We start from the raw sequence: 22,385 nt of genomic DNA, 5'->3' as shown, positions 1-22,385 counted from the left end.
AAACATTTGATTTATTTGTTCTATAAAAATAAATTTTTTGTAGACTGTAATTCTGCGGAATCCCGCAATTTAAACTGCGGGATTCCGCTCATTTAGAATTGTAAATTTATTTAGGTTAGCGCCTATGAAAGATGAATTAGTAAAAATACTGGAAGAAACAAATCAAAATAGAATAGATGTTAAAGCAGCACTAAAGCAAGTAATTGATTTATTAATTCATAGCGGCATTAATTGTTGTAAAAAATGTAAAAACCCAATAGCGATAGGACATAGGTTTTGTAATGGAGAATGCAGACAATCTTATTACAACTATCTCGGAAATAAATCCGAATCTAAATAATTGTTAGTTACAACTTTGGCAGTCAAGATTTGAAATTGAAAGTTTCTTTTCAAAATATTCTTGAAACAAATAATTTTTGTATGATGGAGGTTTAAAGGCTCCTTTAATTATTGCTTATTTTATCAAAGCTAATAAAAATTTAATTGGAGAAAAAATCAATATTGACATGATAAGCGGATTAGATCTTGGTCGGAGTTCTTTACAAATAGCGGGAATTGATATTCCTAATTATATGGAAGGTAAAATATGTTTAGTAAAAAGAACGCGAGTATTTAATTTCTACTAGAGATCGATTCGATGTTACAATCGATAGAATTAGAGCTGTTCGTTCTAAAAATTTTAAACACATCAAAAATTTCTGAATAGATAGGCCATATGCCCAAACAAATTATATGGATGTTGATGAAGTTTCTTTTGTAAAATCGATGTGTCAATTATATAAAGACAAAAAGTTGAACGAAGTTCAAAATCGATTTATGTCAGATTTTAGACTATCAAAAGAGTTGTACGATTTCAAAAAAATGATCCATTTGAATTAAACAATCAAGCTCAAGATTTAAATTACACAACTGTGTTAAATAGCTGGATTAAAAAGACAGATGATAAAGGACAATATCCAGAAGACGAAGAAAACTTAAAATTGATCTTAGGTATTTTTGGGAAACATGCTTAAAACACAGAATACAACAATTTAAGAAAGAAATATCCAAAACAGGTAAGTTCTCAGTTTTATTTAAAAAGCGAGTCTTTAAAATTAGTTTAGCCAAAATAATTACAAATAATATTTTATACCTATTTTTAAAAGCATCTAACAACAACTAAAATTTTGAAACCAAATACACCAAAAACATATCAGCTTTTATTACCATTATTATTTCTATTTATACTGATTTCTTTTGGGTTAGTCATTGGGCCTAATTATTTAGAGATGAAACCATTTCCGCTCGAAATAATTTTTCTTTTGGCAGCAATTTTTTCTGCTATTGAGTTGATGATTTTAGGTTATAAATGGAAAGATATCCAAGAGGCTGTAGTAAAAAAAATAGCACAAGGTTTTCCTGTAATTCTCATTTTCTTTTCAATTGGGTTATTAATTGGATCTTGGATTATTTCTGGTACAATACCAATGTTAGTGTATTATGGAATTGAATTAATAAATCCAGATTATATTTATTTAATCGCCTTTGTTGTGCCAATAATTTTCTCATTATTAACTGGCACTTCTTGGGGTTCTGTTGGTACCATTGGTGTTGTAATTATTGGTATTGCTGCCATAGCAAATGTAGATTTAGGAATAACAGCAGGCGCTATTATTGGAGGAGCGTATTTTGGAGATAAAATGTCACCATTATCAGACACTACAAATTTGGCAGCAGCAGCTACAGAAGTAAAATTATACGATCATATTCAATCAATGATGTATACAACCATTCCTTCTGCAATTATTGCAGCTATTATCTTTTTTAGTTTAACTTTTATTTATCCTTCCTCATCAGCCGTAAATAGCGAAGTTGCTACTCAAACTACATTGTCTACAATAGATACAATGTTTCAGTTTAATTTCTTGTTAATTATACCACCAATCGTTATTCTGTATGGTTCTTTAACAAGAAAACCAACTGTTCCTGTAATGCTTGTTTCAGCTTTATCAGCTTGTTTTTTAGCCTTGTTTATTCAAGATTTTTCTTTAGAAAATCTTATTCAAACATTACTAAAGGGATATCATGTAGATATGGCAATTTGGATGACAGGTATACCAGAAAACGTATCTGTATTATTTAATAGAGGAGGATTATATGCTTTAAATGAAGCTATCTTTTTCACGTTCATGGTTTTTATATTTATAGGGATTTTAGACATGGTAAAAGCAATGCCAAACATAGTTAATATTGTTTTTAAAAAGGTGAAAAAACGATGGACTTTAATTATTTCATCACTACTGGCAACTGCTTTTACAAATGCATTTACATCTAATCAAAGTGCAACTAGTTTTATTATTGGTGATGCATTTAAACCTGCTTATGATAAATTAAAAGTCTCACGAAAAGTGCTTTCTAGGTCTATTGAAGATTATGGAACTATGATAGAAACATTAATTCCATGGCATGCTTCAACATTATTTGTTGTGGCAACTTTAGGTGTTCCATTGGCAGATTATTGGCATTGGCAATTATTAACCTTAATAAATATATTTGTAGCACCATTGTTAGCAATAACAGGAATTGGTTGTTTTCATAAAAAAGATTCTAAGAAATAATGAACGAAAAAAAGATTGAAACTTTTTTGTCTCACGATGGAAAAAAAGCACATAGTCATGGAGCAGTTGTTCCTCCTATTTATCAAAATTCATTATTTACCATGAAAGATTGGGATGATATTGACAAAGCTTTTGATGACAGGACTAACAACTATATTTATTCAAGAGGAAACAATCCATCAGCAAAAATTGTTGAAGATAAATTAGCGACAATTTGTGGTGGAGATTCTGCAAAACTTTTTGCCTCTGGAATGGGAGCTGTAAGTGCTGTTATGCTTTCGTGTATCCAAAAAGGGAGTCATGTTATTACTGTAAAAAACATTTACGGACCAGCAAATAATTTATTACAATCGTATTTTAAACCCAAGTTTGATATTGAAATCACCTATATCTCTGGTACTGATATTGCTGAGTTTGAAAATGCGATTCAACCTAATACATCATTAATTTATTTGGAGAGTCCATCATCTGTAGTTTTAAGTTTACAAGATTTAGAGGCTGTTGCAAGGTTGGCAAAAAAACATCAAATAAAAACGGCAATAGACAATACTTGGGCTTCTCCTATTTTTCAGAAGCCATTAAAATTCGGAATTGATTTTGAAATTCATTCGTGTTCTAAATATATTGGAGGTCATAGTGATGTGGTTGCTGGGGCAGTTATAGGCGATAAAGCTGATATGGAAAGTTTGTTTACAAAAGAGTTTGAGCTTTTTGGAGCTAAAATTGCTCCTTTTGAAGCTTGGTTGTTATTACGAAGTTTACGAACGCTTAAAATCAGAATGGATCAGCATCAAAAAAGTGGTTTAGCGGTTGCCGATTTTTTAGAAAATCATCCAAAAATTGCCAAAGTCAACTTTCCAGGATTAAAAAGTTTTCCTCAATACGAATTGGCAAAAAAGCAAATGTCTGGAACTACAGGATTAATTAGTTTTCAGTTAAAAACTACAGATTTAGACAAAGTAAAATCGTTCTTTAACGGATTAGAACTATTCCAAATTGGCGTAAGTTGGGGAGGGCATGAAAGTTTAATTTATGCACCTGCAATTAGTTACTTAAAAGAACTAAACGAAGATCAATTTAAAGGACTTGGAATTAGCTTAGGAGATATGAGAATTTCTGTAGGACTCGAATCTGCTGAAGATTTAATCAATGATCTTTCTCAGAGTTTATCAAAAATTTAATTGGAAGCTCTTTGTTTTCTTAAAGGAAACTTATAAGATTGAACTAATTTGTAATTAGGTTTTAATTAAGAATTATTTTACATCCTTGACCTTTAACAGAGATAATTTATTATTCTTATTTAGTTTAATAAAATGTAATACACCATCAATAGCTATTTTTTTTATTGTTTTTACTTCTTTATTGCTATAATAACTTTTATCATTTATATAAGTAAATTTACCTTCTTTATTTCCAAATAAAACATACCCTTTAGAAGCATCATATTTTATAGTTTCGACTTCAGATTCGTTAATATTTCCAACACCAAAAATATCTAAAAAACCATCACTATTTATATCTGTAATTTCAACACCTAATGTTGGAGAAAATTGCGCTTCATTGGGTAATTCTTGTATTTCAAAATTTCCATCTCCTTTTCTTTTTAAAATGAAAGATGCAAAACTATGAGCTTCAAAATGACTTGCTTTTTCTAATTTTTTTGAACCATATATTTCTGGCATTGTCGAAGTAGCAAATTCTTTAAAAGTTTTTACTTTATCGCCTAAAAAAGGGGTTTGTTGAGTAGAACATTCTTTACCACGAATTGGCAATAAATCTCCTGTTTTTGAGACCTTACTCAAAGCAATATCAAAGCTGGAATTATCATCAAAATAATCTGCGTAAATATGTAATGGTTTTTCTTTTGTTGGATGAAACTTATTGTTCTTTCCCCAATTACCAATAATGTAATCAACAGAACCATCTTCGTCTAAATCGGATGCTGTAATCGTCTGAAACCAACCATTTATATTAGAAACACTTTTAATTTCTTTTTGATAAAACTTGTTGTCTTTATTCTCAAAGAATGTAACAGGCATCCATTCTCCAACAACAATTAAGTCTTGATCACCATCATTATCAAAATCAGAAAAAATAGCGTCATTTATCATTTTTAGGGTAGAAATATCATCAAACTTTTCATCAATAACATTAGTGTATTTTCCTTTCTTATTTTCTAAGAAATAAGGTTTGTCAGAAAGTGGATATTGACCATGTTTTACTCTACTTCCTACAAAAACATCTAGATCACCATCTTTATCAAAATCTGAAAATGCAATACCTTTTGTGTTGGTTAACATAGTTGGAAGTATACCTTTTTTATAATGACCTTTTCCATTGTTTATATAAACTCTATCTTGAAGCAATTTGCTATTTGAATCAACATCATAACCTCCAGAAGTAACATATAAATCTAAATCATTGTCATTATCAATATCAATAAATTTGGCATCAGTATCTTCAAAAATTTTATCTGAATTGAATAATTTCTGATTCGTTTCTACAAATTCACCACCTTTCTTTTGAACATACAAAGCTGCTTTTTCATCTTTAGAGTTTCCAACAAAAAAATCATCTAAACCATCATTATTTACATCTCCAACAACAAGAGGTGAACTCATTTCTGATTGTTTTTGAGGTAATAATATTTGTTTTTTGAAATCATTGAAATTATTTTCTTTTTGTTGAAAATTTATTCCAATATCGGAGGGACTTACTTGTTCAAATAAACTAGTTTTAGAATCGGAAATACGCCTATTTTTAGCAGCATTCTTATAATCAATTTTCACATTTGAATTGATTTTAATATTTGTTAAGTTTTGTGTTTTTCCATTTTTCCAATCAACCAGAACACTATCAACTTTCATATTTTCTCCTAAACCGAAATGCAATTTATTACTCATTGAAGATTGAAACCCTCTACTTAAAAACTGTTGTTTAGATTGTTGTAACTCATCAGAAAAGACCGTTACATTTACTCCAATTCCTGAGGTGTTTTTAGCACTTCCTATTAAAGAAAAAGTGATAAAATTTTTATCAGAATTATTTCTGTAAATTGATGCTTCTTCTGCCTGGTTATTTAGAACTAAATCTAAATCTCCATCATTATCTAAATCTGCATAGACAGCTCCATTAGAGTTTATTTTGGCATCTAATCCCCATTTTTTAGAAGTATTTTCAAAAGTTAAATCTTTATTGTTTTTAAATATATAATTACTCAATTTATGAGAAGGCATCATATTTATTGCCTGGTCTAAAGAAACTTTCTTACGATTTCTAATATTGTCTCTTATTTGATTTCTAAAATCTTGATTCGATAAATCATGCTCAATTCCGTTTGTAACGAACACGTCATTAAAACCATCATTATCAAAATCAGCAATTAATGGCGCCCAACTCCAATCTGTTTTTGCAATTCCGGCCAATTGCCCAATCTCAGAAAACGTTCCATTTCCATTATTTAACTGCAACATGTTAGACATATATTGATGGTGATACCCCATATCTACTAATTGATGAAAATTAGAAATACTCATGGTTGCCATGTTTTCTTTTCCGCGAATATGATCTTCAGCCATCATATCTAGGACAACTAAATCCGGACGTAAATCATTATTAATATCAGCAAAATCAGATCCCATACTATTTGAGGAAATGTGATTAAAATGCTTTAAAGCTTCATCCTTAAAAGTTCCATTTCCTTGATTGATATACAAAAAATCAGGTTCTAAAAAATCATTGGCAACAAATACATCTGGTAAGTTATCGTTATTAAAATCACCAATTGAAGCGCTTAGGCCCCATGCTTTATTTAAAATCCCTGCTTCTTTGGTAATGTTTGTAAAGGAATCTCCATCATTTCTAAACAATTGATCAGAATTATAATCTTCTTTAGTTTCTTGAATCCTTTGATCTAAAATTACATTATTTCTAAAATCTTGACGATGATTTACCAAGTACATATCTAAATCTTTATCATTATCAAAGTCAAAAAAATAAGCTTGAGTAGAAAAGCCAAAATGATCTAAACCATATTTTGCAGCACTTTCTTTAAATGTATTATTTTTTTGATTGATAAAAAGCTTGTTCTTTCTATTTTGATGACTTTTTAAGGAACCAGATTTACAAACATAAATATCTAACCAACCATCATTATTAATATCGATTATTGCAACGCCTGTTGTCCAACCAATTTCATCAGAAACTTTTGCTTTTATAGTAATATCCTTAAATTCTAAATTTCCTTGATTTAAGTATAATTTGTTGGATTCTTGATTAGAGGTAAAATACACATCTTCTAAACCATCATTATTAATATCTCCAACCGCAACTCCACCACCATTGTAAATGTAAGGGTAGTTTAGAAAATTGAAATAGAGGTTTTCTTTAACCGTATTTTTAAAATGAATGTTTGTTTTTTCGGATTCAACTAAATTAAAAAGGGTATTGTTTTTTTGTTCTTGCTTTGTTGAACAACGAACACATAAAATGAAAATAAATACTATTAGAAGATAAAATTTATAATTTAGTTTTTGTTTCATTTATTATGTCCTTTTTAGCTAATTAAATGATCTTGTTTTATGCGTTCAATTAAATTGTCTATAGGTCTTTGGACAAAACTAGTTCCTTTTAAACCTCTTTTATTTAATATGTTTTCAATATTTTTTTTTGCATAAAAACTTATTGAACCGACAAAATGAAGTGGAACAGTTTCCAATTCTTTTGAATATTGTAATATATGGTTTTCTACAAATTTATCCATTCCCTCATTTAATATTTTTTTCATGAATGGATGTTCTATATTGTCGAATAGAAAAATAGCAAAGTTCGCTAAATACTTGTTAGGTGTTTTTGATTGATATAGTTTCTTAATAACATTTTTCTCTTTTAGGTCAAACTGTTCTTTAAAAATAATTCTTAATTCTTCTGGCATCTGCTTGTAGTAATGAGCTTTTAAAAGCTCTTTTCCAAAGTAGTTTCCGCTTCCTTCATCCATAACTAAAAAACCTAACGATGGGGCTTTGGAGTGAATTGATTTTCCATTAAAATAGCAGCAATTAGAACCTGTGCCTAAAATACAAACTACAGCTGGTGTTTTGGTAGTTGCATAAACAGCAGCCATAGTATCTTCTTCTACAATTGATGTAGCTTTTTTAAAACATGAACTTAAAATTAGTTGCACTTTGTTTTTACTTTTTGATGTATTACAACCAGCTCCAAAAAAGTAAATTGATGTAACTAAATGACTATGTTCTGAGAGCTCCTTATTATCTGAAATGATTTTTTTTAACTCTTTTTTTTTTAATATAGCAGGGTTTAGCCCTTTAGTCCTAATTCTTTTTGGAGAAGAATTTGATGAATAGAATAATACCCAATCACATTTTGTAGAACCACTTTCTGCTATTAAAATCATTTTTATTTTTTTGATAAAAGGTTATACACAGACATAATTTTATTGAAAATAAGTTGTCCATTTTCTAGAATTTTGCTTTGTAAATTAATTTGTACAATAATGTTTCCATTATCAACTTCATTCGTAATGTGGAATTTTCCTTCAGGAAAGTATACGTGTAGGCCATTAGATTCATCTTGTAAATACAAATCGAATTCGCCACTAACCCAATTTATAAATGTATAATACCTCTTATTAGAATCAAATAAAGTTTTTTTGTTTAGTTGATGATAAGGAGCTACAAAAGTAGTTTCTACAGCAGTGTTCATTACTTTAAGGAGTTTAGTTTTTTGCTAGTTTGTGTAATTATTTTTACAGAAAGCATTTAATTGATTTAAAGGTTCTACAACTACCAATTCTATGTCTTGGCAAGGTTCTTTTAATTTTTTTAATAGGGTATTTGCATTCTTTAAATCTTCATTAGTGTATTTTTTATTCTGAAATGCATCAAACAATAATTTTGAAATTTGAGAAACATTTTTAGATAAAGATGCTAAAGAATTTGTAATTGGATTTTGATTTATTTTTTCAAATTCAGCATCATTATCAGACCATTTCTTTAAATAGGTAAGAATATTGTGTAAGTTGTTTTTATCTTTCGATTTTAAAAACAAAGTAACTGTTTTTTTAAAGACCACAGCATCTTCTGCATCTGGCACACAAGCATCAGCAAATAATGTAAAAGGAGAAAAAGTTTTATATTCTGTACCTCCTTTATTTCTTGAATATACTTTTAAAGGCTCACAAATATTAGATAAGGTTTTTAAAGCGTCAATACTTTTATGATTTGCGATATTCCTTAAAATTAGGTCTCTGTTTTTAATATGAGTAATACCTAATTCTTCTAATTGAAAATTAATAACTTTCAATCTTTTTTTCATATTATCTAAATCATTTACTTCTTTTGAAGACCAAAAACGTTCTGCTATTGCAGCAGTTCTAGGCCAAATTCTAGAGTCTATGGTTAATGGTGTAACTAGCTCACTCCACATTGTAGTTTCTGCACCTAAAATTCTTTTACGCTCATCTTTTGTTAAAACAGCATTTCCTATGGGATCTATATTGTAATGATTATCAACAGATAAAACTCTATCAATATAAAAACCTGCAGAAAGTACAGTTTGATACCCTTTTTTTGCAGCTTTTATTAAAGTACTTTGTTTTAAACCTTCGTGTTTTCCTCTCCACGAATGAATTACAGCTGTTGTTGGAGTTGAAGGTGTTAAAATTTCATCCCAACCCATTAATTTTTTATCTAATTTTTTTAATACTTTATCTAATTTGATATTAAAAAAAGTTTGTAAATCATGATTGGTCTTTAAGTTATGTTTTTTTTTAAACTCTTGAATTTCTTCATTTCCATCCCAATGTTTACCTTCATTTTCATCACCTCCAATGTGAAAATATTCATCAGGAAAAAGAGGGGTAATTTCTCTAAATAAAGTTTCTAAGAAAAGATAAGTAACTTCTTTAGAAGGATTTAAAGTTGGATTAAAAACACCAGAAAAACGTTCAACATTATAGTTATAATCTTCTTTACTACCCAATTCTGGATATGCAGCTAAAATTGCAGACGCATGCCCAGGAACATCAAATTCTGGAACTACCCTTATCCCTAAATTAGAAGCATATTTAACAACATCTTTTATTTGTTCTTGAGTGTAAAATAAACCATCTGCTGCAACTTCTTGCAATCTTGGAAACACTTTAGACTCAACCCTAAACCCTTGGTCATCTGTTAAATGCCAATGAAAAACATTCATTTTTACAGAAGCCATTGCATCTAAATTACGCTTTATAACATCAACAGGTTGAAAATGACGAGCAGCATCTATCATTAATCCTCGCCAAACAAATCTAGGAGAATCGCTTACAGAAACTCCTTCAAAATAATAATTAGATTTATTAAAATGAACCAATTGTAAAAGTGTTTCTAACCCTCTTAACGCACCAACATCTGTCTTTGCATTAATGCTAATTCTACTTTTCTTGATATCCAAAGAATAAGATTCATCACTTTCTGTAGTTAATTTAGAAACTGCATCAAAATTAATATTTATGGATGCATTTTTATTTTCAATAGGAAAACCCGAATCTATAAAAATCCCTGTCCTATTAGCAAGTCTTCTTAAAAATTGAACAGCATTATTGTGAACTCTTTGTTTAGCATCTTCTCCAGAAATATGAATTGTTAGTTGCTCATCTATATTAAAAGAAGCACTGTTTTCATTGATTTCTTGTGGCCAAGGCATTAAATTATATTTCTCAATTAAACTACTTTGAGAATAAAAATAATAATAGTTAAAAAGACTAAGCATAATAATTGTAAGAACTCTTTTCATAAATTATTTTAGTTTTTATATGTTCTGATGGATAAAAAAAATCAACTAAGCATCTTTTTATTAAAAACGATATCTCTTAAAAGCTTCTATGGCTGCATAATCTGCTAATCCAAAATCGTTATACTTTTTTGCAGTTAATCTATTTCTGTCTTCAACTCTAACCCAAAATTCTCTAGAATCTCCGCCTTGAAACATTACACCATCTTTTTGAGATTGATGATAAAAAATAGCATGTCTCTTTTTTAATACCTGATCAGGACTCATAGGAACAGCCATTTCAATTTCATCTGGCTCCCACTCATGCCAAGCACCTCTATACAACCAAACCCAACAATCTTTCATGTATTTTTTTTCTGATTTAATTTCTTCAAGAGCCATAAATAAGGCGTCTAAACAAACTTTATGGGTTCCATGAGGATCTGCTAAATCGCCAGCTGCATATATTTGATGTGGTTTAACTGAATCAATCAAACTAATCATAATGTCTATATCTTCTTGAGTAAGGTTTCCTTTCTTAATCGTTCCTGTTTCATAAAAAGGAAGATTTAAAAAGTGTACATTTTTATCTGGCAAACCTAAATATCTGGTTGCAGCAAGAGATTCACTTTTTCTGATAGCTCCTTTTAATTGTCTTACATCCAAAGAATCTATAATATCATTTCCTTTTTTACTTTTAATAAAACTGATAATGTTATTTATTTTTTCAGAGTTTGTGCTAAATCCTTTAGAAATTTCTGCAAATTTTAATGCTTCTTCATCAGATACAGCAATATTTCCAGAAGTTTGGTATACTACATGCACATCATGACCCTGCTCTACTAATCGATCAAAAGTTCCACCCATAGAAATTACATCATCATCTGGATGAGGACTAAAAATAACAACTCGTTTTTTATTAGGTGTTGCTCTTTCTGGTCTATGAGTATCATCAGCATTTGGTTTTCCTCCAGGCCAACCTGTAATTGTTTGCTGTAACTTATTAAACATCTTAATGTTTAAGTCATAAGCAGTGCCCTCAATCGTTAAAAGTCCAGACATACCATTATCATTATAATCACTATCTGTTAATTTTAAAATCGATTTATTCATTAAATTACTTAACCAAACAACCGCTTTTAATTTTAATCTATCATCCCAAACACAAGAGGTTACCAGCCAAGGTGTTTCTGTACGTGTAAGTTTAGATGCAGCCGCTTCATCAATAACAAATGTTGTATTATTATGTTCTTGTAAATAAGTTGCTGGTACTTGAGAACTAATTCCTCCTTCAATTGTCTCCTTTATTATCTCGCTTTTATTTGATCCCCAAGCCAATAAAACAATTCTTTTAGCACTTTTTACAGTACCAATTCCCATTGTAATTGCTTTTCTAGGTACATTTTTAATTTCTAAAAATGCGGGTGCTGCATCTACTCTAGTAATATGATTTAAGGTAATAATTCTTGTTCCAGAATTTACATGAGAACCTGGTTCATTAAAACCAATGTGACCTGTTCTACCAATACCTAAAAGTTGAAAATCTAATCCACCAACTTTTTTAATCCTCATTTCATAATCGATACAATATTGATATAAATCATCTAAAGAAACGGTTCCATCAGGAATATTAATATTTTCTGATAAAATATCTACATGATTAAAAAGATGCTCATGCATAAAATAAAAATAACTTTGAATATTACTTTTATCCATAGAATAATACTCATCTAAATTAAAAGTGATTACATTTTCGAAGCTTAATCCTTCTTCATTATGCATTCTAACCAGTTCTTCATAAACCTTTATTGGGGATGAACCTGTAGCTAAACCAAGGACACAATTTTTATTTTCGTTTTGTTTTTGTCTTATTAAATCTGCAATTTCTTGAGCAACAAATTTTGATGCTTCATGAGAAGAATGATAAGTAACATTATGAATTTTTTCATATCTAGTATCTTCAAATTGCCCTACTTGTTGATATGTTGTTTTCGTTTGTTTAAGCATAATAAGTGTTTTTTAATTTTTCCTATCTAGATATAAAAGTACTGTAGACTAAAGATTAATAATAATTTTATCGACCAAAAACAGAAAATCAAGTACAAAAAACAACCGGAAATGTATGAAACATTTCCGGTTGAAATAATTAATCAAAAAAACTATGTAATTTCTAAAAGTTAGAACCTGCTTTGTCCCACCATAATCTTGTCCCACCATTATCAGGACCACCTAATAAACTAACTGCTGTTTGAACATTTTCGCCATTTGTATTAACCTCATTGGCTACAAAATTTATTCTTCTTATTTGAGTATCTGTATCTATAGTACCTCCACTATTATTAACTACTACTGGAAAAACTCTAGGGTAACCTGTTCTTCTAAACTCAGACCAAGCTTCTTGTCCATCAGGAAACATTGCTATCCACTTTTGTGTAATAATTTGTTCTAATTTTTCTTCATTAGTACCAGCTGTATTGTATGCAATTTTTACATCACTTGCGTAAGCTATGTTATTTACAGGATTTAAAGCATCTACAAAATCTGCAGGAGTACTTGTATTATCTGCTAAATAAGCAGCGATTCCAGAAACACCATGCTGAGAAAATGATTCAGTTACACCAGCTTCATAATTTGCTTTTTCATCACCTGCATTAGCCCATCCTCTTAATGCTGCTTCAGCTTTTAATAATAGAATTTCTGCTGATGTCATCCAAGTTAATGTTTCTCCATCAATTACTTTACCTATAGAAGAATGTTCAACATATTGGCCTTTAGCGGTAATATCAATACCCATTCTAATTCCTTTATAATCTCCACTTAAAGTTGCATCTGCAGATGGATTAAAATAAGTTTCCATTCTACCATCATTATAACCTGTTAAGATAGATTCCATTTCTGCACCCATTCTTATATCTCCCCAAGAACCACTAATAACTGTAATAGGGTGAGGAAAGCCAGTATTTATAACCATGTTTTCTGATTCTAATAAACCAGCATTACTACTTAATGCTAATTCTCCTTGAGATTTAGCTAAAGATGGATTTGTATTTACTACACGCATTGCTAATCTTAATCTTAAACTATTAGCATATTGTCTCCATTTTGCTATATCTCCTCCAAAAGCAGCCATATCAAAAGGTTGAAATTGTACATCTCCAATAAAAGGCTCTAAACCATCTATAGCAGTTGCTAAATCATCAAAGAATGCTTGGTAAGCAACTTCTTGAGAATCGTATTCACCTGTAGTTGCAAAGTCATTAAATTTAGTATATCTAATTGGTCCATAGATATCAGAAACACGATGCATTGCAGTTACCTTAATGATGTTAGCTAAATGAACAAACTTTACACCTTTTTCATCTCCACCGAGTTGAACAGCATTTTTTACATTTAATGCTTGTGGCATTATATTTCCATAAGCATCAGACCAAGGAAAACCATTCCATCCATCTACTAATGAATACGTCATGTTGTTCACATTTCCTGCAAATGGTGTAGGAGGAGTCATGTATCCTGAAAATGTATCACCTAAAAGGTTTTGTTGTAACTGATAGTTCCAAGCTGGAGTTACATTAAAAACATTTAAAAACATTGGTTGAAATTCATTTCCAACATTATTATTCATCTGTGTAAGACTTTCTTCAGTAATACCATTTGGATTTGTATTAATGTCTTCAAAATCTTCTGTACAACTAGCAAAACCAATAACTAGTAATGAAGCTGCTAAGTATTTATATATATTTTTCATCGTCTTAGAAATTTATGTTCATGTTTAATCCAATACTTCTAGTTGAAGGTTGTCCATAGATATCAACTCCCTGTAAACCTATACCTGTACTTGATGCAATATTAGGATCGAAGGGTGCATCTTTATATAAAAAGAAGAGATTGTTTGCAATTAATGAAAGTTTTACACTTTCGAAATATTTAGAAACTTTTGGCAATGTATATGCTACTGATAACTCTCTTAAACTTACATTTGTTGCACTATATACATATTCTCCTAATAGACCCGCTCTACCACCTGTTTTTGTAAAATAATCTTGTGCAGACATTTGTGTGGCAGAACCTGTTGTAGTAACAACATCTATCATTCCATTGTTTCTAGCATCAGCAGATGCTTGAGATACACCATAGAAATCATTAATTGCTTCTGTTACACTTACTACTTCTCCACCGAATTTTCCATCAATTAAAAAGTTTACAGAAAAGTTTTTAAAGTCGAAAGTATTACTCCACCCTAAAGTATAATCTGGTTGAGCATGTGCTATTGTTTCAAATTCTGTAGCCTCAATCGTTAAATTTCCAGCACCATCGTCATTAACAACTGGTAACCCATTAGAATTTCTTATTACAGATTTTCCTCTAATACTTCCAAAATCTTCTCCCTCTATTAAAGAAAATCCATATCCATTAACACCAGGTGCTGTTAAAATCGCTTCACCATTATCTAAAGATGGATGAACAGATATTACTTTATTTTTATTAGAAGCATAGTTTAAAGAAGAATTCCATTTAAAATTGTCATTTACTATTGGTTTTCCATTTATTACTAGTTCAATTCCACTATTTGAAATCTTACCCGCATTCACGATATTCTGAGTATATCCTTGAACGTTTGGTTGAGCAGCAATAAAGAATATTTGATTTTCTGTTTTAGAATTATAATATGTTAAATCTACTCCTAAACGACTTCCAAAGAATCTCCATTCTGTACCAATCTCGAAAGACTTTTGTTTTTCTGGCTCTAAAGTTTCACCTTCTCTAGGAGCAAATGAAGCTTGATTTGCAGAACCAATAGTACCACCAGAATTAGTTGTTCCAATAGTTCTTAAAGGAATAGTTGCTCCAACAGGAATATCTTTACCAACCTCTGCATATGAAACTCTAACTTTTGCAAAAGATACAGATTCTGGCATTTCAAACATTTCAGTTAAAACGTTTGTTAAACCAATCGATGGATAAAAGAATGAACTTGAATTTGTATTAACAAGTGTTGAAGACCAATCTGTTCTACCTGTAACATCTAAAAATAACATGTTTTTATATCCAAAGTTTGCAGCTCCAAAAACAGATTGAACCTCTCTGTTTGATACACTTTGAGCAATACCATTAGAAGAATTAAAATTTGCTATGGTAAATTCGTTTGGAAATCTTAATCCTTCTGGACCTGAGTCTAAAAGTGTTTGGTCACCAATTTTATATTTTGTTAAACTAGATCCTAATATTACTCCTACATTAAAATCTTCAGAGATATCTTTGCTGTAATTTGCTATGAAATCTAAATACTGTTGAGTATTCTCAGTCTTCTCATTAATATATCTACCTGTAGCTGGTACAAAAGTTAAATCGCTACCTGCATATAATTGTTTATCAAAAGAAAAGAAAGATTTATCAAAACTACCTCTAGATTGTATAGATAAGTCCTCATTAATTTGATATTTAGCACTAATACTAGCCATTACTCTTTGAGTACCATCTTTACTAGTATTTCTGTTTGTTAACCAATAAGGATTTTGTTGTATGTTTTCATCAAAAGAAGTTGCATACTGATCCATCATATTAGTACTTGTATTAAAATACTCGAAATTATTTTTATATATATTTAAATCAATTCCTACTGGGTTTAAATATAAACCTGTCAAAGGGTTTGAGTACAAACCACTTGTTGGTCTGTTCCAAATTCTTTGATCAGATAAACTAATGTTTGCAGAAACTGTAATTTTGTCATCCAATAAACTTGCTGTTTCACGAACATTTAAAACATTTCTATTTAATCTATTTCCTGGCATTACACCTTTTGCAGATGTGTTTGCAAAAGACAAATATGTTTGAGCAATTTTATTCCCTGCACTCAAAGAGAATGAGTTAGTTAATGTTTGTCCTGTATTAAAAAAATCATCTACAGTATTAGATAAACCACTAGTTTTACCTCCCCAAGATTTAGGATCTGTAACTCTGCCGTTTTCAGAGATAGCTCCTCCAACAGAAAGAGATTGATATTCTGTTTGTAGTTTAGGTAAAGAAACAACATTATCAATTGTAAGAGTTGAATTAAAATTTACTTTTATTTTTCCTTCTTTTCCACTTTTTGTGGTAATTAAGATCACACCATTAGCACCTTGACTTCCATATAAAGCAGCTGCAGAAGCTCCTTTTAAAATAGTCATACTCTCAACATCATCAGGATTGATAAGAGAAGTTATATCTCCACCATCTCTATTCCCTGTTTGACTTCCAAAAATGTTAGCTCCAGGAGTCTCTCCATTTTGACCATTACCATTGTTTTGCATTGGTACACCATCTATAACATATAAAGGATCATTATTGCTAGTAGAGGAATTACCTCTTAACACTACTTTGGTAGCGCCACCAACACCAGAAGAACTTCTAGTAATTGTTAAACCAGCAGATTTACCAGATAAACTATTAATCGGGTTTGTCTGTTTTACTCTTGTTAAATCATCTCCTTTAACATCTTGTGCGGAGTAAGTAAGTGTTTTTCTTGATTTTTTAATACCAAGTGCAGTAACAACTATTTCATCTAGTTGATCTGCATCGTCTTCTAAAACAATATTTATAGTACTAGATGCACCAATAAATACTGTTTGTGTTTTCATACCTAAGTATGAAAAGCTTAATTTTTCTCCAACAGAAGCTTTAATAGTGTATTTACCATCAAAGTCTGTTTCTGTTCCCTTTGTTGTACCTTGTACAACAACGCTTACTCCTGGCAATGTAGAAGCATCTGATTTAGATGTTACTGTACCAGAAATAGTTTTCTCTTGTGCTTGTACATTTAATGTAAAAACAATTGAGAAAACAGCAATTAGTATTGTGTAAATTTTCTTCATGAATAATTGAGTTAATTAAATTTATCTTGGATAAAAGTATATTATTTAAGTGTTAGCAAAAAAATATATATATAAACAACATTAAAAGAACAATGAATGACATTTTTTAACACATAAATAAATTTCAGTGTATGTAATTGTTAAATTCAAGACTATTTTTTATTAATTTTATCTAATTTAGCATCAAATATTAAACTATTATCATTGAATAATACTTTTAAAAATATAAATTATAAGATTCCGGTTAAATATCATTTTTTATTCTGGATTAGTTATTTTCTTCTTAATGTTGTTAGATGGGGTAGTTATTATCAGGACTATTGGTATTCTTTTAAATCAAATATTGTTACTGTAACCCTAGGAATGCTTTTAGCATACTTTCATGTCTATTTTTTACTACCAAAATTACTTTTCAGAAAAAAAATTATAAGTTATGTTTTCTTCTTTATAGTTGGCTTGGTTGTATTTTATGTAGTCAGAACTGAATTGATATTTATCTTTATAAATGAAAATGTTTGGCCAGAATCTCAAACTCCACAAAGAGCGTATGCTTTTAATCATATATTAGTTGTTTCTTTAATAGGTATTTACGATGTTGGTTTGGTAACAACCATTAAGTTAACTGCTGATTGGATTTTTGATAGAAAAAGGATTGAAAATTTGGAGGCAACACAGTTAAAAACGGAACTTCAGTTTTTAAAAGCACAAATTCAACCACATTTTTTTTTTAACACACTAAATAACTTGTATGCTTTAACTTTAGAAAAATCAAAACAGGCCCCTGAAGTTGTTTTAAAGTTATCTGAGATTATGGAGTATATTCTGTATGATGCTAAAGAACCTAAAATTAGATTAATAAAAGAAATAAATTATATTCAAAATTACATAGACTTAGAAAAATTACGTTTTGGAGATAAAATAAAAGTACAAATTAATATGCAGGGTGATATAGAAGCCCAAAGTGTACCTTCTTTATTGTTTTTACCATTTATTGAGAATTGTTTCAAACATGGCACTTTAGATAACAATGAATTAAATATTTTAATTGATTTTGAAATTACTCAAACTAATTTATTAAAATTTACAGTAATTAATAACTATAATTTATTTACTCAGGATAAGAAAAATCATGGAATTGGAAATAAAAATGTTCTAAGAAGATTAGAATTACTTTATGATAATCGTTATACATTCAAAACAAAAACAGAAGGCCAAAATTATATTGTGGAATTATCAATACAGTTATAATTTAGTATATTTAAATTATGAAAATAAAATGCGTAATTATTGATGATGAGCCATTGGCAATTAGAGTTGTTGAAAATCATTTAAGCGAGTTTCAAAATTTCGAAATCGTAAAAACCTTTAATAATCCAATAGAGGCAATTCCCTTATTAGAAAAAGGCGAAATTGATGTGCTTTTTTTAGATATTAATATGCCAAAAATGAATGGTTTAGAATTTGCAGAAATCATAAAATCAAAAACAAATGTTATTATTACTACAGCTTATAGAGAATATGCTGTAGAAAGTTTTGATCTTGATGTTTTAGATTATTTAGTTAAACCCATACCTTTTAGTAGGTTTCTAAAAGCTATTAATAAAATTACGCAACAAGTTTTTAGTCAAAAAGGTGGTGGAGTAAAAGAAATAGACTCTAAAAATGATTCTTTCATTTTTTTAAAAGTAGAGAAAAAACTCATAAAAATTAAATTTGATACGATTCTTTATATTGAATCTTTAAAAGACTACATTAAAGTTTTTACTACAACAGGTAATTATCTTGTACATAAATCAATTACAAGCATTACGGAAGAACTTCCTGAAAGTAATTTTATAAGGATACATAGATCTTATACTGTAGCTATTGATAAAATTAAAAGTTTAGAAGGTAACTTATTAGAAATAGGAACCACTAGAATTCCAATAGGTAGAAAATATGTGAATCATGCAAAAAAAACCATTTTGAATATTGATTAAAAAAATGGGATAATCATTATTTTATTTCATAAATAAATCTGTTTGACATAAATTTTAAGTCATTGGTAGAATTATTTTTAACATAGTTATTTTATATTTTACATTTATCTTAACGTAAAATAAATCAAAATAATGTCCAATAATACTAAATCTCCATCACAAGCCAAAAACAATACATTAGTTCCAATAATTATTATTGCTGGACTTTTCTTTATTTTCGGTTTTGTTACTTGGATAAATGGTGCTTTAATTCCGTTTATGAAAACCATCAACGAATTAACAGATGCGCAGTCTTATTTAGTGGCCTCTGCATCTTATATTTCTTTTGTGGTTATGGCTTTACCAGCATCATATATCATCAATAAAATTGGATATAAAAAAGGAATGTCTTTAGGGTTAGTTATAATGGCTGCAGGAGCTTTATTATTTATACCAGCAGCAAATGCTAGAACTTATTGGATGTTTTTAACAGCTATTTTTATACAAGGAGCAGGTATGACCATTTTACAAACTGCTTCAAATCCATATATAACAATTTTAGGCCCCATAGAAAGTGCTGCAAAACGTATAGCAATAATGGGTATTGCAAATAAAGTGGCTGGATCTTTAGGTTCTGTTATTTTTGGAGCCATTTTGTTATCAGGAATAAGTGGAATTAAAGAAAAATTAGATATTGTTAATGATGAAGAAAAAGCCAATTTATTAAATACAATGGCAGATAGTGTTATTACCCCTTATATAATAATGGCAATTGTTTTATTTGTGTTAGGTATTTTAATTCGCAAAGCTCCTTTATCGCATGTAGAAGCAGATCCAATTGAAGAGTCTGATTCTGACGAAAAAGCAAAATCAAGTATATTTCAGTTTCCACATTTATGGCTTGGTGTTTTAGCTTTGTTTTTATATGTTGGAGTTGAAGTTGTAGCAGGTGATACTATTATTGCTTATGGAATATCTTTAAATATTCCTGTTGAGGAAGCTAAGTTTTTTACTTTATTTACTTTAATGGCTATGGTTGCCACTTATGGTTTGGGTGTGTTTTTAATCCCAAAATATATTACACAATCTTTCGCTTTAAAAATAAGTGCAATTCTAGGTATTGTATTCTCTTTTTGTATTGTTTATACAACTGGATTTACATCAGTCCTTTTTGTAGCTGCTTTAGGAATCGCAAACGCATTAGTTTGGCCAGCAATTTGGCCCTTGGCATTAACAGGTTTGGGTAAATTCACTAAAACTGCATCAGCTTTATTAATTATGGCAATATCTGGTGGAGCTATTATTCCACCTTTATATGGCGCTTTAGTTGATAACAGAAAAGAAGGATTAATAACAAATGGAATAAATGAAGCAAGTGCATTAGCAGAAGCTGCTTCATTTGGATATTGGATTTTATTACCATGTTATATAATAATATTATATTATGCTTTTTGGGGACATAAGGTTGGTTTAAAAAAAGTATAACCTTATGCTGACTTCAAAGAGAATTAAATCTGTTGATTTATTTAGAGGAATTACAATTGCTGCCATGATTTTGGTTAACACACCAGGAAATTGGAGTTCTGTCTTTAGTCCTCTGTTGCATGCAAATTGGCACGGTTTAACTCCAACAGACTTAGTTTTTCCTTTCTTTTTATTTATAGTTGGAATTTCTATTTTCTTTGCCTACAAAAATAAAGCAAAAAGTAAATCTACGTATAACAAAATATTAATTAGAAGTTTAAAACTGATAAGTTTAGGCTTATTTTTAAATGTGTTCTTGCCATATTTCCCTTTTTTCGAAGAACTAGAAACAGTTCGTTTGCCCGGAGTTTTACAGAGAATTGGTATCGTTTTTTTTATATCATCCGTATTATACCTTAATTGTAATTGGAAACTTTTATTAGGTATCAGTATTACAATATTAATTGGATATTGGTTAGTGTTAGGTTTCCTTCCTTTTTCTGACGGAACTCTACCTACATTTAACAGAGCGCCAAATAACTGGTCAAACTTTATAGATTCAAATCTTCTTGGAAATCATATGTGGAAAACAGACTATGATCCAGAAGGATTCTTTAGCACTTTACCTTCTATTGTTTCTTGTCTTTTTGGGATATTAATAGGGAATTTATTAGACAAACACAGAAGCGTTAAAAAATTATTTATGGCTGGTGTTTTATTATTAGCTTTAGGTAATATTTTAGATATTTGGTTCCCTATAAACAAAGCAATTTGGAGTAGTAGTTTTGTTTTAGCCACAAGTGGTTGGGCAACAATTACTCTAGCTATAATATACTATTTAAACGATGTTAGGGGTTTTAACTTTGGAGACGTTTTTAAGTATATGGGTATGAATGCAATTACCATCTACTTCTTATCCAGTTTTATTTCTAAAATTATGTATTTAACAAAAGTTGGAGATTCTAATGTACATAGTTATTTATACAACACTATTTTTGTGCAACATTTCTTTTCTGATCAACTTTCTTCTCTTATATATGCTTTAACTGTCGTTTTATTTTATCTAGGATTAAGTTATATAATGTTTAAAAAGAAAGTTTTTATAAAAGTTTAGATAAACTTATAATGTAAAGATTACTAAGGTTAACAGCTCTATATTATCTTAAAATATTGATTTTTATTGGTCGTTAGGGAGAAAATTGGACACTCATTCTCTAAAAGGTTGGATTTTAAATATTGTTTGTCAACGCTATCTGGAAGAAGTTTGCTTTAATTATTTTCTGATGTTTAAATTTTATTTTTTACAAATATTATGTAATTTTCTATACCCATGGTTGACAAACAGTCTTAGTAATTATACTCAATTGGGTCTTCCCATTTATTAAGGTTAATAATTATTCTATTGGTGCTTGAAATCTGTATTTGCGTTAAATTAAATGATAGTTTAAGTTCTATTCCAGCTTCACAATTATCTTTATCATCAAATGCCAACCTAATATTTTTCTGAGTAGGATTGGTTTCCAAATAATCAGTCCCAGTTACTAAATCATAATATATATTGCCGCATCCGCCTCCATATCCAATGGTTATATTTAGATTGTTATCAGCTATTGAGGCCATAATTATTTCGAAGTCATCATTAGGTGCATTTGAAAATAAATCGTCCTCTACTCGAATTCTATCAGAATTCTCCAAAGAATTTCTTAAGTTGTTGTTATCATTGTCGCAGCTTATCACAATGA

The 22,385-nt window shown here is 29.6% G+C and carries 15 protein-coding genes; 7 read left to right on the top strand and 8 right to left on the bottom strand.

From position 1 onward, the window contains the following. Window positions 1-124 precede the first annotated feature (124 nt). The 3 genes from BLT88_RS00420 to BLT88_RS00405 all read left to right on the top strand — a co-directional run bounded on the left by BLT88_RS00420 (window position 125) and on the right by BLT88_RS00405 (window position 3,778). On the top strand, window positions 125-340 hold the full coding sequence (locus tag BLT88_RS00420; RefSeq protein WP_091952258.1) for a hypothetical protein: 216 nt from the start codon (window positions 125-127) through the stop codon (window positions 338-340). 826 nt (window positions 341-1,166) lie between these two features. Next, window positions 1,167-2,597, top strand: a complete 1,431-nt coding sequence (nhaC, locus tag BLT88_RS00410; RefSeq protein ID WP_231960022.1) for a Na+/H+ antiporter NhaC — start codon at window positions 1,167-1,169, stop codon at window positions 2,595-2,597. Then, on the top strand, window positions 2,597-3,778 hold the full coding sequence (locus tag BLT88_RS00405; RefSeq protein ID WP_091952254.1) for a PLP-dependent aspartate aminotransferase family protein: 1,182 nt from the start codon (window positions 2,597-2,599) through the stop codon (window positions 3,776-3,778). The genes nhaC and BLT88_RS00405 overlap by 1 nt, the downstream gene beginning before the upstream one ends. A 72-nt stretch (window positions 3,779-3,850) precedes the next feature. Here BLT88_RS00405 and BLT88_RS00400 read toward each other — a convergent pair whose 3' ends face one another. From BLT88_RS00400 to BLT88_RS00370, 7 genes are all read right to left on the bottom strand, one after another. Continuing rightward, entirely contained in the window at window positions 3,851-7,138 is a 3,288-nt protein-coding gene (locus BLT88_RS00400) for a VCBS repeat-containing protein (protein ID WP_091952253.1), read from the bottom strand. 14 nt (window positions 7,139-7,152) lie between these two features. After that, a complete protein-coding gene (locus tag BLT88_RS00395; RefSeq protein ID WP_091952251.1) occupies window positions 7,153-8,010 on the bottom strand; it encodes an N-acetylglucosamine kinase in 858 nt (285 codons plus the stop codon). A gap of 2 nt (window positions 8,011-8,012) precedes the next feature. Further along, entirely contained in the window at window positions 8,013-8,318 is a 306-nt protein-coding gene (locus tag BLT88_RS00390; protein ID WP_091952250.1) for a hypothetical protein, read from the bottom strand. Between the two features lie 24 nt (window positions 8,319-8,342). Continuing rightward, window positions 8,343-10,391: a beta-N-acetylhexosaminidase gene (locus BLT88_RS00385; RefSeq protein ID WP_091952248.1), complete on the bottom strand. Its 2,049-nt coding sequence runs from the start codon at window positions 10,389-10,391 to the stop codon at window positions 8,343-8,345. A gap of 60 nt (window positions 10,392-10,451) precedes the next feature. After that, on the bottom strand, window positions 10,452-12,374 hold the full coding sequence (gene nagB, locus BLT88_RS00380; protein ID WP_091952247.1) for a glucosamine-6-phosphate deaminase: 1,923 nt from the start codon (window positions 12,372-12,374) through the stop codon (window positions 10,452-10,454). A 163-nt stretch (window positions 12,375-12,537) separates the two neighbouring features. Continuing rightward, the gene (locus tag BLT88_RS00375; RefSeq protein WP_091952245.1) at window positions 12,538-14,115 is read right to left on the bottom strand and encodes a RagB/SusD family nutrient uptake outer membrane protein; all 1,578 of its coding nucleotides are present in this window, start codon (window positions 14,113-14,115) and stop codon (window positions 12,538-12,540) included. Between the two features lie 4 nt (window positions 14,116-14,119). Next, window positions 14,120-17,221, bottom strand: coding sequence for a SusC/RagA family TonB-linked outer membrane protein (locus tag BLT88_RS00370; protein ID WP_091952244.1), 3,102 nt, complete (start codon window positions 17,219-17,221; stop codon window positions 14,120-14,122). 204 nt (window positions 17,222-17,425) lie between these two features. Between BLT88_RS00370 and BLT88_RS00365 the strand changes: the two genes are divergently transcribed. From BLT88_RS00365 to BLT88_RS00350, 4 genes are all read left to right on the top strand, one after another. Then, window positions 17,426-18,469 carry a sensor histidine kinase gene (locus tag BLT88_RS00365; protein WP_091952242.1) on the top strand — a complete coding sequence of 348 codons (1,044 nt, stop codon included), beginning with the start codon at window positions 17,426-17,428 and terminating at the stop codon, window positions 18,467-18,469. Between the two features lie 17 nt (window positions 18,470-18,486). Next, entirely contained in the window at window positions 18,487-19,200 is a 714-nt protein-coding gene (locus BLT88_RS00360) for a LytTR family DNA-binding domain-containing protein (protein ID WP_091952241.1), read from the top strand. Window positions 19,201-19,332: 132 nt separating this feature from the next. Beyond that, window positions 19,333-20,664 (top strand): sugar MFS transporter, encoded by a 1,332-nt coding sequence (locus BLT88_RS00355; RefSeq protein ID WP_091952239.1) that lies wholly within the window; start codon window positions 19,333-19,335, stop codon window positions 20,662-20,664. A gap of 4 nt (window positions 20,665-20,668) precedes the next feature. Continuing rightward, a complete protein-coding gene (locus tag BLT88_RS00350) occupies window positions 20,669-21,757 on the top strand; it encodes an acyltransferase family protein (RefSeq protein ID WP_091952233.1) in 1,089 nt (362 codons plus the stop codon). Between the two features lie 233 nt (window positions 21,758-21,990). Here BLT88_RS00350 and BLT88_RS00345 read toward each other — a convergent pair whose 3' ends face one another. Continuing rightward, window positions 21,991-22,380 carry a hypothetical protein gene (locus BLT88_RS00345; RefSeq protein ID WP_157691096.1) on the bottom strand — a complete coding sequence of 130 codons (390 nt, stop codon included), beginning with the start codon at window positions 22,378-22,380 and terminating at the stop codon, window positions 21,991-21,993. Between the last annotated feature and the right edge of the window lie 5 nt (window positions 22,381-22,385).

It is taken from the genome of Polaribacter sp. Hel1_33_78 (assembly GCF_900106075.1).
Classification (GTDB): domain Bacteria; phylum Bacteroidota; class Bacteroidia; order Flavobacteriales; family Flavobacteriaceae; genus Polaribacter.
This window is presented reverse-complemented; position numbering and strand designations above follow the sequence as displayed.

Excerpts from the sequence above, each read along its gene's own strand:
- BLT88_RS00350 (WP_091952233.1), top strand. The coding sequence starts at position 20,669 with ATGCTGACTTCAAAGAGAATTAAATCTGTTGATTTATTTAGAGGAATT.
- BLT88_RS00390 (WP_091952250.1), bottom strand. The coding sequence starts at position 8,318 with ATGAACACTGCTGTAGAAACTACTTTTGTAGCTCCTTATCATCAACTA.
- BLT88_RS00385 (WP_091952248.1), bottom strand. The coding sequence starts at position 10,391 with ATGAAAAGAGTTCTTACAATTATTATGCTTAGTCTTTTTAACTATTAT.
- BLT88_RS00405 (WP_091952254.1), top strand. The coding sequence starts at position 2,597 with ATGAACGAAAAAAAGATTGAAACTTTTTTGTCTCACGATGGAAAAAAA.
- BLT88_RS00370 (WP_091952244.1), bottom strand. The coding sequence starts at position 17,221 with ATGAAGAAAATTTACACAATACTAATTGCTGTTTTCTCAATTGTTTTT.
- BLT88_RS00420 (WP_091952258.1), top strand. The coding sequence starts at position 125 with ATGAAAGATGAATTAGTAAAAATACTGGAAGAAACAAATCAAAATAGA.
- BLT88_RS00360 (WP_091952241.1), top strand. The coding sequence starts at position 18,487 with ATGAAAATAAAATGCGTAATTATTGATGATGAGCCATTGGCAATTAGA.
- nagB (WP_091952247.1), bottom strand. The coding sequence starts at position 12,374 with ATGCTTAAACAAACGAAAACAACATATCAACAAGTAGGGCAATTTGAA.
- BLT88_RS00395 (WP_091952251.1), bottom strand. The coding sequence starts at position 8,010 with ATGATTTTAATAGCAGAAAGTGGTTCTACAAAATGTGATTGGGTATTA.
- BLT88_RS00375 (WP_091952245.1), bottom strand. The coding sequence starts at position 14,115 with ATGAAAAATATATATAAATACTTAGCAGCTTCATTACTAGTTATTGGT.
- BLT88_RS00400 (WP_091952253.1), bottom strand. The coding sequence starts at position 7,138 with ATGAAACAAAAACTAAATTATAAATTTTATCTTCTAATAGTATTTATT.
- BLT88_RS00355 (WP_091952239.1), top strand. The coding sequence starts at position 19,333 with ATGTCCAATAATACTAAATCTCCATCACAAGCCAAAAACAATACATTA.